At 56.2% G+C, this 14248-nt stretch carries 11 protein-coding genes; 4 read left to right on the top strand and 7 right to left on the bottom strand.

The genetic code is table 11. The annotated features are described in order from the left end of the window. Nucleotides 1-25: 25 nt before the first annotated feature. From QTL96_RS09310 to tkt, 4 genes are all read right to left on the bottom strand, one after another. Nucleotides 26-859: a MetQ/NlpA family lipoprotein gene (locus QTL96_RS09310; protein WP_112942276.1), complete on the bottom strand. Its 834-nt coding sequence runs from the start codon at nucleotides 857-859 to the stop codon at nucleotides 26-28. 373 nt (nucleotides 860-1232) lie between these two features. Beyond that, nucleotides 1233-1631, bottom strand: coding sequence for a 2'-5' RNA ligase family protein (locus QTL96_RS09305; protein ID WP_289727643.1), 399 nt, complete (start codon nucleotides 1629-1631; stop codon nucleotides 1233-1235). A gap of 320 nt (nucleotides 1632-1951) precedes the next feature. After that, nucleotides 1952-3100: a GGDEF domain-containing protein gene (locus tag QTL96_RS09300; protein WP_289727642.1), complete on the bottom strand. Its 1149-nt coding sequence runs from the start codon at nucleotides 3098-3100 to the stop codon at nucleotides 1952-1954. A 370-nt stretch (nucleotides 3101-3470) separates the two neighbouring features. Further along, nucleotides 3471-5501: a transketolase gene (tkt, locus tag QTL96_RS09295; protein ID WP_289727539.1), complete on the bottom strand. Its 2031-nt coding sequence runs from the start codon at nucleotides 5499-5501 to the stop codon at nucleotides 3471-3473. Nucleotides 5502-6192: 691 nt separating this feature from the next. On the opposite strand from tkt, the gene QTL96_RS09290 reads away from it, so the two are divergent. Beyond that, on the top strand, nucleotides 6193-7512 hold the full coding sequence (locus tag QTL96_RS09290) for an LLM class flavin-dependent oxidoreductase (protein ID WP_289727538.1): 1320 nt from the start codon (nucleotides 6193-6195) through the stop codon (nucleotides 7510-7512). A 339-nt stretch (nucleotides 7513-7851) separates the two neighbouring features. Further along, nucleotides 7852-8130, top strand: coding sequence for an HU family DNA-binding protein (locus QTL96_RS09285; protein ID WP_112942270.1), 279 nt, complete (start codon nucleotides 7852-7854; stop codon nucleotides 8128-8130). A gap of 171 nt (nucleotides 8131-8301) precedes the next feature. Here QTL96_RS09285 and QTL96_RS09280 read toward each other — a convergent pair whose 3' ends face one another. Further along, nucleotides 8302-8481: a hypothetical protein gene (locus QTL96_RS09280; protein WP_112942269.1), complete on the bottom strand. Its 180-nt coding sequence runs from the start codon at nucleotides 8479-8481 to the stop codon at nucleotides 8302-8304. A 524-nt stretch (nucleotides 8482-9005) separates the two neighbouring features. Further along, the gene (locus QTL96_RS09275; RefSeq protein ID WP_289727537.1) at nucleotides 9006-9287 is read right to left on the bottom strand and encodes a hypothetical protein; all 282 of its coding nucleotides are present in this window, start codon (nucleotides 9285-9287) and stop codon (nucleotides 9006-9008) included. 409 nt (nucleotides 9288-9696) lie between these two features. Between QTL96_RS09275 and QTL96_RS09270 the strand changes: the two genes are divergently transcribed. Together QTL96_RS09270 and QTL96_RS09265 are read left to right on the top strand one after the other, a co-directional pair. Continuing rightward, nucleotides 9697-11904, top strand: coding sequence for an EAL domain-containing protein (locus QTL96_RS09270; protein WP_289727536.1), 2208 nt, complete (start codon nucleotides 9697-9699; stop codon nucleotides 11902-11904). Nucleotides 11905-12117: 213 nt separating this feature from the next. Next, entirely contained in the window at nucleotides 12118-12612 is a 495-nt protein-coding gene (locus tag QTL96_RS09265) for an MgtC/SapB family protein (RefSeq protein ID WP_289727535.1), read from the top strand. Between the two features lie 105 nt (nucleotides 12613-12717). On the opposite strand, the gene QTL96_RS09260 is transcribed toward QTL96_RS09265, so the two are convergent. After that, nucleotides 12718-14214, bottom strand: coding sequence for a sulfatase (locus QTL96_RS09260; RefSeq protein WP_289727534.1), 1497 nt, complete (start codon nucleotides 14212-14214; stop codon nucleotides 12718-12720). Nucleotides 14215-14248 lie beyond the last annotated feature (34 nt).

Below are 14248 nucleotides of genomic sequence, written 5' to 3'. Positions count from 1 at the left end.
GCTCGCCCCTCGCGCAAATCATAAATCAATAGGCGCTAATACCCGTGCCCTTGTACACCTTATCGAACTCGGCCTTGACGACGTCGTTCTGGTAGGAGGAAACGAGCGTCTTTACCCATGCCTCATTCTCGCTGCCCTGCTTGACGGCAATGAAATTGCGGTACGGGTTGTCGGCTACCGGTTCCTGAGCGATGCGGTTGTCGGCAGAAAGGCCGCTTTTCAGCGCCCAGTCGGTGTTGACGACAGCCGCATCCAGGTCCTCGATTGCGCGGCCCACGACGCCGGCGTCGAGTTCCTTGATCTCGACCTTCTTCGGGTTCTCGGTGATATCGGCGATAGTGGCAAGGATGCCAGTGCCGTCCTTGAGCTTGATAACACCTTCATTCTGCAGAACCCGAAGTGCGCGTCCTTCATTGGACGGATCGTTCGGAACGCCGATTACCGCACCTTCTGGAACATCAGAAACCGACTTGATCTTCTTCGAGTAAAGGCCGATTGGCCAAACACCGGTATAACCGACACGAACGATATGATAGCCGTTCTGCTTGATCTGGTTGTCGAGATAGGGCTGGTGCTGGAATGCATTCGCATCGACCTCGCCGCGCTCTAGAGCTTCGTTCGGCTGGGTGTAATCGTTGAACACGACCGTCTCGATCTTCAAACCCTTTTTCTCTGCCTCGGCGGTCACGACGCGCCATACGTCTTCGTCCTCGCCGCTCATGATCCCAACTTTGATAGATTTATCGGCAGCAGAAGAAGATTGAGGAAGCGCAAAGGCTGACAGAGCGGCAACCGACGCAAAGATGGCAGCGAGACCAGCACGGCGTGCGCGGCCAGCGTTCTTTTCGATTTGTTTCATATTGGTGTTTCCCGTCGCGTTTGAATAAGAATTGCAATGAATGCTACGATCTTTTCAAAACACCGCCGATGAAACCAAGCACGACAATCCACTTTCTCTTTGCCACGTGAAAAACCTTTGGAGCTGACCGGGGGCAGGCAGTAAAAATATTCTACCAATATAATAGAGTATCTTATGAATTGACCCTGGTGGGTGATAGCAGAACTGACGATTTGGCCCATAAAAAGGGCACTCGACATGCCCCCGAAGGACATCGCAGGGCAACGAAGATAAAGCGCTCGTTCATTCGGGAGAATGTTAACGCGAGAGCGTATCCCCTGAGTATCAACCTTATCCGATTTTCATCTGTGATAGCATTGGCAGTTGAGCTGGCTCAGGTCGACGTCCCTGAAAATGTGACTGACAATTCAGGCGCCCAAGGACCGTCTAGGTATTGCCAGAGATCAAGGCCCTGCACCCTGATGCCGCCCGCCTGAAATCCGCTCGACAACTCGCCGTAAAGCCTATCAGCCTGCGTCCGGGATGCCTTGTTCTGGACCGTGATATGCGGTTGCCACTTTCTCGTGTCCTGAGAAACAAGCCAATTGCAAAACCGTCCTCGCAGCTCGGCCCTGACCGCTTCCAAGGCTGGGCTTTCAATGGCAAAGGCAACGCCCGCCCCAAGATGGCGAATACCTGCGACATTTGCCAGGATCGGGGTTTGGCGCTCGGCGACGGACCGAAGGTCGTGCGCGATTTGTTCACAGTACTCCCCAGGCAGCCGGTGAAACATGGTCAGATGCGCTCGAAGGAAGTTTCGTTGCGGCGGGAAATGCGTTTGTCGCAGGAGGTCAAATGTCTGGAGATCGGGTCCGGCAATCCGGGCGGTGAGGATCAAAGGATGACGCGTCTTCAATTAAATTCCGCTCTTTGTCTTTCGGGAAGCCCGAGACTGCATCGAAGCATCATCTTGGCGGCAAAAAGGGTTCCCGCCATTTTGCTGCCAATCATCGTGTTGTGTCTGCCTGTCACGGGCTCACCACGCCAAGTTCACCAGGGACAATGTTACCATGCGCCACCGTGGCCGAGCCGGAAAAACGCGGGGGCGCGCTTTCATGCTTTCCCACGTGCAATCTTCACCCTGTTTCTGCCGGCGTTCTTGGCCTGGTAGAGTGCCATGTCAGCTTTCCTGTGGGCTTCTGTAAGGTCTGAGGCAGAGGTCAATGAGGAGACTCCGAAACTGGCAGTGACCTTCAGCGTTGCAGGCAATCCCGGCAGCTTCATCGTGGCTGATCTCATTGTTTGAGCGAGCCCTACGGCGACGTCAGTTTCGGTATTTGGAACGAAGACCGCGAATTCTTCGCCTCCGATACGCCCCGCCACAGCCTCCTTGGGCAAATGGTGAAGCAGCTGGCGGCCAAACTCCCGGATGACGAGGTCACCGATGTGGTGGCCAAAAGTGTCGTTTATGGTCTTGAAGTGATCAAGATCGCATAGAATGATTGCATGCTTGCCATCAGGCGCGCGCGCCAGCATCGATTGAACTGTCCGCTCAAACTTCCTTCTGTTGGGAAGCCCCGAGAGCGTGTCGGTGTCTGATTCATCCTGCTGATCTGACATGATTGCGAGGATAAGAGTTGCAAGAAGCGTCAGACCGACCGCCACCACGAGCACGGCGGTCGCGCTCTGCGAGATCAGTGCATAGTCTGTGTGAACGTAGTCACGCGCCGATGCACCTGCTCCAGCAATTACCGCCAGCCCTGCCTTGGCGTAGAAATGCAGACCTGTGATCAATAGGAGGCCACCAAGAAACCTGTCGATCAAGGAGCGTTTTCGAAACGGAAGAACCGTTACAGCGCTCGTCAGGAGCACAATTGCAAACGGGGTTTGATACAGGAAGGCCTGTGGTGGCGTGCCGCGCGGAAGATCGAAGATGAGATAGGCGAGCACGACGCTCGCTCCCACAAACACGCAAGTGATCCAGCCCGGTAACCGCTTTCCGTAAAGTTCGCCAATCCCGGTGCAAAGCATGACCATGCCGATCAGGACCGTTGAGAAGGCCCCAAGAGCCCAGAGCTTCGGCGTGAAGCTATAGGCAACGAGCAGTTCGCAGATTGCCGATAGTGAAGCCACCGCGAAACCGGCGCCAATCCAAAACGCTGGTCTACGCGAGCGGCTGTGTGCGGCCACAACAACAAACACGGCACCGAATGACGCAGCAATAATGAAGTTCACCACCAGGAGAGACGCCGCACCGTTCATCAAGCCGTCACTCTAATTTATCGCACTGCACATGAATGGACACTTTAGCTACAAAAGGTAAAAGTTTCTTTCTGAGAAGGCCGGGGACGCCGACTGCGCTTGCGGAGGCAGGCGAGATTGCCCGTGCTTCTCTCGTTGCAAGGCGCATCACCGTCGCGTGTAAGCTTCGAGACCGTGCCGACCAGAATATTGACATTTGGCCTATTGTTTTCTGTGGCACTGATCGTGCAGCCACGCTCTTATGCCATCGCGATCCCGAGCGGGGTTGAGCATTGGATGATGCCAGACGGAGCGGTGGCAGGCGCACCTTGCGGAGTCCATGCGGCGACCATGGCGATTGGTGGTCTCTGGCCACCTCTTTCAGCGCACGTCAAACCTCTCGCTTCGAGATAGCCTCCCGAGCAGCCGCGACCACGGCATCCACCGTGATACCGAACTTGCGGTAGACGTCGTCAATCTTTCCTGAAGCGCCGAAACTGTGCATGCCCACGAAGCGTCCGTTGAACCCGAGATAGCGGTCCCAACTGTCTTGAACGGCAGCTTCAACCGCAACTCGAGCCGTTTCAGGACCGAGAACCTTCTTCCTGTATTCTAGCGGCTGCGCCTCGAACAACAGTCGACAGGGCATTGAGACGACTGCGGTCGGCGTTCCCTCGGCCTGGAGCGTTTTTCTAGCCTCAACAGCAAGATGAAGTTCCGATCCGGTTGCCATGATCGTCAGTTGACGCTCTCCGCCTTCTGCTTCGAAAAGAACGTAGCCGCCTTTCGCGCACCGGTTCTCGTTTACTGGCTCTCTACGCAGTAACGGCATCGGTTGCCGCGACAAAGCGATCAACGCTGCTTTGCGAGGGGCATCAAGGATTGCCTCCCAACATTCCGCCGTCTCGATCGGGTCACCGGGGCGATAGACGGCAAGGTCGGGAATTGCCCGGAGTGCCGATAGATGCTCGACAGGCTGGTGGGTGGGGCCGTCCTCGCCTAAGCCGATGGAATCGTGCGTCATCACGAAGATCGAGCGGATCTCCATCATGGCGGCCAGGCGAATGGCCGGTCGAGCGTAATCTGAAAACGTCAGGAACGTGCCACCGTAAGGGATCAGGCCTCCGTGAAGCGCAATACCATTGATCGCTGCGGCCATGCCATGCTCACGAACCCCATAATGGATGTAGGAGCCCACGTACTGACCAGGTGCAACCTCGACCTGCGACTTGGCTTTCGTGTTATTTGATGGCGTCAGGTCGGCCGATCCTCCGATCAGTTCGGGCAGGGCTTCCGCCAAATGATCAAGGACGATGCCGCTCGCCTGGCGAGTGGCCAACTCCTTTTCGCTTGCCCACAGTTCCTTCTTGGCGGCGTCTATCGCCTTACGCCACTCGTGCGGCAGCTCGCCTTTCATTCGGCGCTCGAACTCCGCGCGGGTTTTCTCACGCGTGGTCTGGACGCGCACGGCCCAGGCCATCCGCTCGTTCTTTCCCTTTGAGCCGATCGCGCGCCAAGCTTCAAGGAGCTCATCTGGGATTTCGAAGGGCGGCGACGACCAATCCAGGAGTTTTCTTGCGCCCGCAATCTCGTCTTCGCCCGGCGCATCGCTGTGCGCCTTCTGGGTTCCAGCTTTGGTTGGAAAACCAAAGCCGATGATGGTCTTACAGGCAATCATTGACGGACGATCGGTCACCTCTCGCGCTTCGATGATCGCTGCACGGATGGCATCGGTATCATGTCCGTCGATCTGCTGAACATGCCAGTTGGCCGATCTGAACCGCGCGTTGTGGTCGTCAGACTCGGCTAGGCTGGTCGCACCGTCAATGGAAATCGAGTTGTCGTCCCAAAAATAGATAAGCTTTCCGAGTTTCAGATGCCCGGCAAGTGCGATGGCCTCCTGGCTGATGCCCTCCATCAAGCAACCATCGCCATGGAAGACGTAGGTATAGTGGCTCGAAAGGTCATCACCAAATGTCGCGTTCATGATGCGCTCGGCCAGCGCCATCCCGACACCATTGGCCAACCCCTGTCCGAGCGGTCCGGTCGTCGTCTCGATACCTGTCGCGTGGTGGTACTCTGGATGCCCAGCTGTTCTCGACCCGATCTGGCGAAAATTCCTGATTTCGTCGATGGTCATGTCCTCATAGCCGGTGAGATACAGAAGGCTGTAGAGCAGCATCGAGCCATGGCCGTTCGAAATCAGGAACCGATCGCGGTCGTACCAATACGGATCCTTGCTATCGAACTTCATGAATTCAGAAAACAGCACCGACGCGATATCAGCCATGCCCATCGGCATTCCGGGATGGCCGCTCTTGGCTTTTTGAACCGCATCCATCGAGAGGAAGCGAATACAATTGGCGAGCCTGCGCAGATGCTCGTCTCGGGGTTTTGGTACCGATTTCTGAGCCTCAGACATCCTGATACTTCCTCTTCTTGGAAACCGCTATTTCGAAAGCCGCAAGCGCGGAAATCACCTCTGTAATTTCTGCACAATGACCGCCCGGCACGTGTGGACGAAAGTCATCAACACGTACCTAGCGCCTCACCACGAAAGACAACCCGCGCGCCACCCGCACCCGTGCTAATGGCCGGGTTTGCCGGCTTGATGGCGATCACGAATTCGTTCATGGCGATGGAGGTGACGATTTTGGAGGTATTCGGTTGCCGGCAATTGCGTTTCGACGCTGCCCAGTGTTGAGGATGAAGGTCATGCACATCTTGCCAATCCGCGCGTGAACACCCCAGCCATCGAATGCGGGGGGCCAAACGAAATGTCCCTTCATTTATCGAGCGAGAACCAACCTACAGCCCACAGCGAGGGCAGGCCGACGCCGCTTTGCACGCCAGGGTAAGGTCGATCATAGCCTTGCGGTGGTAGATGGCATCATGTCTGCGCGGGATTGCGTGATGCGGCCACCCCAGCAATCGATTGCTCTTCACGCAGCGACATCCTCATTGGCGCGGCTTCATCGCCGGACGCGCAATGATAGAAGAACTGACGGCGAGAGAGATTTTTTATCCCCACGCGGATTGGCGAAACGCTTTGCCTTCGCTTTTGCTGGCGTCCTTGGCTACTCTTGCATTTCGTGATCTCGAGAGCATCCACTATGACAAAATCCCTGCATTTGACTGCCTTCATGCGCCCGGTGAGCCTTCACACGGGAGCATGGCGCTACCCCGGATCGTTCGCTGACGCCAATTTCAACTTCGGACATATCAAGTCATTCATTCAGAAGCTTGAAGCGGCAAAGTTCGATGCCTTCTTCATGGCCGACCATCTGGCACTTCTGAACATGCCGATCGATGCCCTTGCGCGCAGCCAGACCGTGACGTCCTTCGAACCATTTACCCTTCTTTCCGCCCTGGCTTCCGTGACAGACAAGATCGGCCTGGCTGCCACGGCGTCGACCACTTTTGACGAACCCTACCATGTGGCACGTCGTTTTGCCTCGCTGGATCATATAAGCAATGGTCGTGCCGCCTGGAACATCGTGACGACGTCAAATCCCGACGCAGCCAGCAATTTTGGATTGGCTGAACACGTCGAGCACGGCGAACGCTACGCCCGGGCGCGCGAGTTCTTCGATGTCGTAACCGGGTTGTGGGACAGTTTTGCTGACGATGCATTCATCCGCGACCAGCAAAGCGGCATCTTTTTCGATCCAAAGAAAATGCACGTTCTTGATCACAAGGGAGAAGAGTTGAGCGTGCGGGGCCCCCTCAACATCGCTCGCCCCATTCAGGGCTGGCCTGTGATCGTCCAGGCTGGTCAATCGGAACCTGGTCGACAGCTTGCGGCAGAAACTGCGGAACTGGTTTTCTGTTCACCGCGCGATCTTGCATCAGCTAAACTTCTTCATGCCGACATAAAGGGCCGCATGCAGGCTGTGGGTAGAGATCCTGGCCACCTGAAAATCATGCCTGCAGCACTCATCGTGATCGGAAACACTGTCGAGGAGGCCCGGGAAAAGCGCGCCAGGCTTGACGGTCTCGTCCACTATGAGAGCGCAATTGCCTCCCTCTCAATTGCATTGGGTCATGACGCTTCGCAGTTCGACCCGGACCAACCTCTCCCGGAGATCCCTGACACGAATGCCAGCAAGACCGGGCGGGCGCAGGCGTTGCGCCTTGCAGAAGAAGAGAAATTGACAGTTCGCCAACTTGCCCAGCGCTACGGGGGCTATGCCGGGCTCGCTTTCGTCGGTACGCCGCAATCCATCGCTGATGAAATGGAAATATGGCTTGGCGAGCAGGCTGCCGACGGCTTTACGGTGGTATTTCCTTATCTCCCACAAGGCCTCGACGATGTCACGCAACAACTTGTTCCCGAGTTGCAGCGACGCGGTATCTTCCGCCACGACTACGAGGGGTCCACTTTGCGTGACCATCTGCAACTCCCGCGACCGGCAAACCGGTTCTTCGCATGAAGCCGGGCCGTCGGGCCGGATGCAGCGCGAAGCTCGTACAGCCAACTAGGCTGTGCTTGCAACGCCGGCAGACCGGCGCAGACCCTCAAACCGAATTGTCGCCAACGATCCCCTGACGAGTGAGCCATTCATGCCTCGCATCTACTTCGCTAGACACTCTGATCCGCTAGCTTCAGCGACCCGCAGCAGCGAATTTGCGCCAATCGCTTTGGCGTGCTGGACGACAAACGCAGTTCTCATCTTGTGGAAAAGCAGGGATTCCAAGCGTTTTTGCACTTTGATGGAATGACAAGGCTGGATCAAAGTGGAAGGATTCTCTTCCTTAGGAAAGGATCAACAATGACCACCACCAATGAAATCGCCGACAAGATTGCTGCGGAACATGGATTGACCAAGGTTCAGGGCAAGGCAATCGTCGAATATGTCTTCGCCGCAATCACTGATGCAGCATCGTCGAATGCCGAAACATCAATTCCCGGATTTGGAAAGTTCAAGGTGAAGGATACGCCTGAACGCGAAGCCCGCAATCCATCCACCGGTGCCACCATCAAGGTTGCAGCCGCTCGCAAGCTAACCTTCCAACCGGCCAAAGCCCTAAAGGAAGCTCTCAACAAGTAGCCAAAGATTGCAGCCACAACGATCGAAGTGGCGGCTAAGATCCGACATTGTCTGTGGTCGCCCCGTACTACGGACGACCACAAGAAATACGCGGTCATTTGTCGCGCTGAGCGAACCGACGAACACCCGCGGCCGTCATCTGTCGGCCGGGGGTATGGGTTTTCAGACGGATCAACCGGAACCCGGCGAAACGCTCTCCTCCTTTTCATCTGGAAGCGATCCACTACCGGGCGTTTTCGATCTGTCCACAAGCTCCTTCTTGGCGTGAGGACCGGCTGCTGGATTATCGCTGCCGGCAATTTCCTCCTGAACGCCTTCGACGGCTTCGCGTGCCTTCTTGTCTTTGCTCATTCATCACCTGTATCTGATAGACCTGTCATTGCGTGAGTAACCGGTGCTGGCAACAGATCTAGTCGATCCCGAAGGGCACTTTCGCGGATGGTGTCTCCACCTCGCCGGCCCGGTGCTTTCGTGTCCGACCATTGGCAGCCAAAAGCATGTCCAGCTCACTCCAGGAACGGCTGAAGCGGCTGAGAAGACGCTCCGCTTGGCCCTCGGACACTCCGTATGCGCGGGCGACGTCTGATGTCGAACTGACAATATCATCGCGGTTGTCCGTCATCGCAGTGGTCCACCTTGTTCGGCAGATCCCACCAATGCTTGATGAGGATCTCTCAAGTCATCGGGTACTGCGCGCTTATTGCTTCGATGTCGAGAAGTAGAACGGCCTCGTTGGCACAAGGTTCCGTCATCATGGACTGCGCCCCAGAAAGGCACCTTCACCCTGACAACGGCTGGGCAACAGGTTGCAGATAGCCGAACATTGGTCACGGTTCGGTGGAGTTTAACCCAATTCAACCGGCGGCAGCCACGTCCTACCTCTTACGCTGGGCCATCTTCACTTCCCATTGACGATACTGCTCCGCAATCATCTTGCGTCTCCCATCCCTGGCCTGATCCCGCGCCATCTCGACAGCCTTTTCGCTCCTGAATCGAACCTTGACCGTAGAGTGAAAATGCCATTCGACGTTTTCAGGGGTGAAGCCCGGATCCTTGGCCTTGAGGGAGAGATACCGTCGTCCGGGATTGGTGGGCGTTACGTGCTCGAGGTCGTCAACAAAAGTTCTGAAAACTCGTTTGCCATCTATCGCAAACATGTTGGCCAGACGCCAGCATGTCAAAGTACTGATCTCTTAAAAATTGCATTTTGGACATGCCGCGGATGTGGTGATCGCGTCCAATCAGATCAAGTCTCCATCCCGCTCCGGGCAAGCCGTCCTACTTGCGCTGTTGGGGTAGCAAGAGCGACCGATCTGGAAACCGGAGCCTCGGAGTGCACGTTCGATCCAAGTGCTGGCCGGTCGGCAGATGCAGTGCAGTCCGGCTGATGGTCCGATGATATACGGATGCCGCGCTCAGTTGCATGCCCACCTTGTTCGTACCAGTGTGGTTTTTAGCACGAACTTTATGCTTTCCGTTAACTGTAGGAAAACAGGACAACTATATTTAACCACTCATTTGTTATTGAAGCGATAGCGTCCCATCGCAGCACAGGCGGAGGATCGCATGCGGAGTTCCAATCCCGAAATGACCCGTTTTTCGGGACAGCAATTTACGAACCGCGTCGTCTACCCCTTGGCCGGCATCATGCTGGTGATGATAATCGTGGTGATTGGCTTCCTGGTGGCGTCTGCCCATCAGCAAAATCGACTGTCGGTTCAAGGATCCACCCGGCTCGCTACGACGGCACTGCAAGTGAAGGCGCGCGAAGTCGGTCGCAACCTTCGTGACTATACAATTCGACCGGACGTCTATGACCATCTTCATGGAGGGATTGATCTCGGGTGGGCCGTCACAGAAGGGAACGTCGGTGCCAATATCCGCAACGACCTGGGCTATGAGATGGTATTCGTCGTGGCCCCTGGAGACAAGACGATCTACGCTCTTATCGATGGCGTTCCGACCAAGGCCGACGCCCTTGAGGTGATGCCTCGCGGTCTACGCGACCTCCTTCATGTGGCAGCAATTCAACCGGATCCAACGACGAGCCTCATCAAGTCCGGCAACGACATCTACGTGGTCGCCGCCAATGGAATCCTTCCCCCTTCAATCGATCGCGCCAGCATCAATCCCCGCGAATTGACGATGCTGGTCTTCGCCAAGCGACTGGACCAGAAGTTTCTCGACAGTATGGGTCATGACTACCTGCTCAGCGACCTTTCCATCTCGCTCGATAACGAGAATGCAAAGGATGCCTCCATTCCGCTGATGACACAAAACAGGATGTATCTCGGCACGATATCCTGGGCTGCGCCAAAGCCAGGCACCCAACTTCTCAACTTCATCATTCCACCGCTTGCTGCCGCGCTGCTCATCCTGGCAACATTCTCTATACTGGTGGTCCGCAACGCGCGCAGATCGACCAACGCCCTTGAGGCGTCGGCATCACGGGTAACCCACCTCGCTCATCACGATGCGCTCACGGGTCTACCAAACCGCGTTCTATTCCGCGAACACTTGGAATCGGCCCTTTCCCCGGCTGTGTTCAATACCTCTCCAGTGGCGGTGATTTGTCTTGATCTCGATAATTTCAAGGAGGTCAACGACAGCCTTGGCCATGCCGCCGGGGATCAACTGCTTCAACAGGTTTCGCAACGCTTGCAGGCCTGCGTCAGCCATAACGACACGGTAGCGCGCCTAGGTGGCGATGAGTTTGCGGTCATCCAGATCGGAACAAACCAGCCGCATGACGCGGAGGAACTAAGTCGAAGACTGATTGAAAGCATCCGCATCCCCTTCGTTGTCGATGACCAGACCCTCCACATCGGGGTCAGCATAGGCATAGCCTTGGCCGATACCACTAACGGCATACCAGAGCGACTGCTGAAGAATGCCGACATTGCACTCTATCGCGCAAAGCAAGGCGGGCGAGCGACATACAGAATATTTGAAGCCCAGATGGACGCCGAACTCCAGGAACGGCGCGGCCTCGAATATGACCTGCGACAGGCCGTCTTGAAAAACGAACTGGAACTCCATTACCAGCCACTCATCGACCTGGAGCAGCACACTGTTGCCGCCGTCGAAGCGCTGGTCCGCTGGCGTCATCCAACACGTGGGCTTGTTTCTCCGGCAGACTTCATTCCAATGGCGGAAGAGACTGGCCTGATCGTGGCAATTGGCGAATGGGTCCTCGAAACAGCGTGCAGCGAGGCCCTGAAGTGGGATCGATTGCGCATCGCTGTCAATCTCTCGCCAGTGCAATTCAAGAACCATGAACTCGTCGAGACTGTCCGGCAAGTTCTCCAACGGACAGGCCTGGAGCCTGAACGCCTGGAGCTCGAGGTCACCGAAAGCATTCTGATCAACGACACCGCCGCAGCGTTGGAGATCTTGAATGGCCTGAAAGCACTCGGCGTGAAAATTGCAATGGATGATTTTGGAACTGGCTATTCGTCGCTCGGCTATCTGAATTCTTTCCCCTTCGACAAGATTAAGATCGACAGGTCGTTCATTGGAGACTTGAGCGACACGGAAAAGTCGGGAGCGATCGTCAAGTCGGTGATCGGGCTTGGGCAGAGCCTTAAGATGGTGACAACGGCCGAGGGCGTTGAAACATCCGAGCAGGCCGCGTTCCTGCGGGAGCAGGGGTGTGACCAGGTCCAAGGGTTTTATTTCAGCAAACCGGTCGCTGCGACCGAGCTTTCGGCGTTCATCAGGAATTGGAACCCTCCAAGCGCGCGCGAACAGATGGATACGGAAGCCGCCGCTTAACACTGGATCTCAAACGGATCGGCATCTGCAGAAAATCGGCTCTACGCAGCCCTGCCGCACCGGCGCAGCGCTTGTTTGCCTGCTTCCCGAGCTTGTCCCACAGGGATCGAAGCCGCAGGGGGTTTTTCATCCGATCGCGGCGCTAAACCAGGTGCCGCCCTTGCCGACACGAAGATCTCCGCCATCTCTACGATGACTTATCGGAGATCGCTGTTGAACTCATTGCTTGACCCCTTCCTTTCACGCTTTGACCTGGTCGCTCATCTGCTTGTGCTCCTGGTCGCCTATATTCTGGCGCTGCCAATCGCTTGGGATAGAGAACGAAACGAACGAAGCGCTGGCCTTCGAACGTTTCCGCTCGTCGCAATTGCGGCCTGCGGTTTCATTCAGGCCGCCGAAACTGTCACAAACGGCAACCCCGAAGCCACAGCGCGGATCGTTGAAGGTTTGATCAACGGCGTCGGCTTCATCGGCGGTGGCGCAATTCTCGTCGGCAGAGCAAGCATTCGTGGAACAGCAACTGCTGCAAGTCTTTGGGCAACCGGAGCTATCGGCGCTGCCGTCGGTCTTGGCGCTTACGACATAGCAATTGTACTTTCCGCAATGACCTTCTTCACGCTCCGGTTCATGACAAGCTTCAAGACAGAAGCAAAAGATGCAATCCCGGAACCGGAAACCAGTAAAAATCCGCCCGACGTCACGCCTTGATTTGTCGCTTTCTCCTGACCTCACCGACACGAAGACGCACGGAAAGTCGCAAAGATCTCATCCAACTTGGATGCACTGTCCGCCAGACCCAACGAACGGAGTTTCCTAGTCGCCTAAGCCCAGCCGTTGGAAAAGCTCTGCCGGTGCGCCATACGCTGCCAATTGCTCAGCCATCAAGGATTGCATGCGCGCTCGCTGACCTTCTTCCGCTGTCCACAGATTGGTCACCTGATGAGGGTCGAGGCGACGATTATAGAGCAATGGCTCGCTATCCAGTGCCCTTCGATCTCCAGGTCCGTCAGGTGAGATCGGGATTTTCCACTGAGGCATCGAAACGCCCGGAATGAAATTGCCGTGGCCGACCGCACGATCTTGAGGTTCGATTGTCGTCGGTATCATAGTCGAATAGGCATGCAGCGGCTTTGTACGGTCAGGCGGCTGGATGAGTGTCCATTCGCCATCCGTACAGCACAGACCTTGGCCAAATGTCCCGTAGATGACGGTCTCTCTCGCGCTCGAAACATCACCGGCGAGGAGAGGAACAAATGACTGCGAATGCGATTGCTCCGGGCGCACCACACCGGCCATTTCGAGGACAGAGGCGAAGATATCGATAGTCGATGTCAATGACTTCACGCTTGCGCCGTTTCCTGGGAATTCGGGGTGCCACACCAACAGGGGAATGTTTGCGTGGCTGTCAAAATGTGGAAACTGCTTGCCATAGCCGCCGCGCTCACCGAGGTCGTGGCCGTGATCCGTGGTGACGATGACCGCCGTATCCTTCCAGAGATCGAGGTCGTCCATGGTTTCCAGAAGCTTGCCGAACCAGTGATCGGTCATCGTGAGTTTTGCGCCGTATTGTGAGCGAACAAACGCGAGTTCCTCGGGTGACGCCTGTGCGAAGAAATCCGCTTGGCGAGCGGCATCCTGATATGGCGGCCACAATGTGAAGCGGTCTCGACCGGAAGCGTCGCCATAAAGAGACGCGTATGGCTCTGGAACGTCGAATGGTTCGTGGACGTCAAACGACTCCACCTGAAGGAAAAAGGGCCTTGGGGTCCTGGGTTTCTTCAACCAGTCTGCGGCTGCAGTCATCACCTTGGCAGGGAAGAAGTCGGTCTCGTCCTTAAACCCGCGCACGTTCGAATAATACCTGTGTGCGTAACCAGGCCGCCATTTTTCGATGTTCCTGACCCAGCCTGGCAATTCTTCCTCTGGCACCAGGGGTTCCCAGAAGTCCAGCTCATGACCCCGTACGAATTCGGCACCCTGGAAGCTCTGAATGTAGCCGTTGGCTGACTCTTCCCAGTAATGATAGTGATCGGTTACGATCGCTGTCGTGTACCCCGCCGCCTCGAGCAATCTGGGCAAGCGAAGGTCGAAGGGTTCGAGGGGCCCCCAGGGCCGCCACTGCATGCCGCTAAATCCAGCGAAGATCTCGCGCCGCGCCGGCATACAGGGAAGACTTCCAACAAAGTGATTATCGAACCGCAGTGCTCTCTTTGCGAATGCGTCAATGTTGGGTGTTGCGAACTCGGCACCCCCATATGCCGAAAGGGCACCGCGGTTGACGCTGTCGATCAGCACAAGGATGATGTTCATGGCATACCTTCAAAGACATGGAGTGGCAAATTGG

It is taken from the genome of Rhizobium sp. S163 (assembly GCF_030380805.1).
Classification (GTDB): domain Bacteria; phylum Pseudomonadota; class Alphaproteobacteria; order Rhizobiales; family Rhizobiaceae; genus Rhizobium.
This window is presented reverse-complemented; position numbering and strand designations above follow the sequence as displayed.

What these genes read in the sequence shown, in the direction of transcription:
- QTL96_RS09310 (WP_112942276.1), bottom strand. Translation starts at nt 859, where the DNA reads ATGAAACAAATCGAAAAGAACGCTGGCCGCGCACGCCGTGCTGGTCTC.
- QTL96_RS09305 (WP_289727643.1), bottom strand. Translation starts at nt 1,631, where the DNA reads ATGTTTCACCGGCTGCCTGGGGAGTACTGTGAACAAATCGCGCACGAC.
- QTL96_RS09300 (WP_289727642.1), bottom strand. Translation starts at nt 3,100, where the DNA reads ATGAACGGTGCGGCGTCTCTCCTGGTGGTGAACTTCATTATTGCTGCG.
- tkt (WP_289727539.1), bottom strand. Translation starts at nt 5,501, where the DNA reads ATGTCTGAGGCTCAGAAATCGGTACCAAAACCCCGAGACGAGCATCTG.
- QTL96_RS09290 (WP_289727538.1), top strand. Translation starts at nt 6,193, where the DNA reads ATGACAAAATCCCTGCATTTGACTGCCTTCATGCGCCCGGTGAGCCTT.
- QTL96_RS09285 (WP_112942270.1), top strand. Translation starts at nt 7,852, where the DNA reads ATGACCACCACCAATGAAATCGCCGACAAGATTGCTGCGGAACATGGA.
- QTL96_RS09280 (WP_112942269.1), bottom strand. Translation starts at nt 8,481, where the DNA reads ATGAGCAAAGACAAGAAGGCACGCGAAGCCGTCGAAGGCGTTCAGGAG.
- QTL96_RS09275 (WP_289727537.1), bottom strand. Translation starts at nt 9,287, where the DNA reads ATGTTTGCGATAGATGGCAAACGAGTTTTCAGAACTTTTGTTGACGAC.
- QTL96_RS09270 (WP_289727536.1), top strand. Translation starts at nt 9,697, where the DNA reads ATGCGGAGTTCCAATCCCGAAATGACCCGTTTTTCGGGACAGCAATTT.
- QTL96_RS09260 (WP_289727534.1), bottom strand. Translation starts at nt 14,214, where the DNA reads ATGAACATCATCCTTGTGCTGATCGACAGCGTCAACCGCGGTGCCCTT.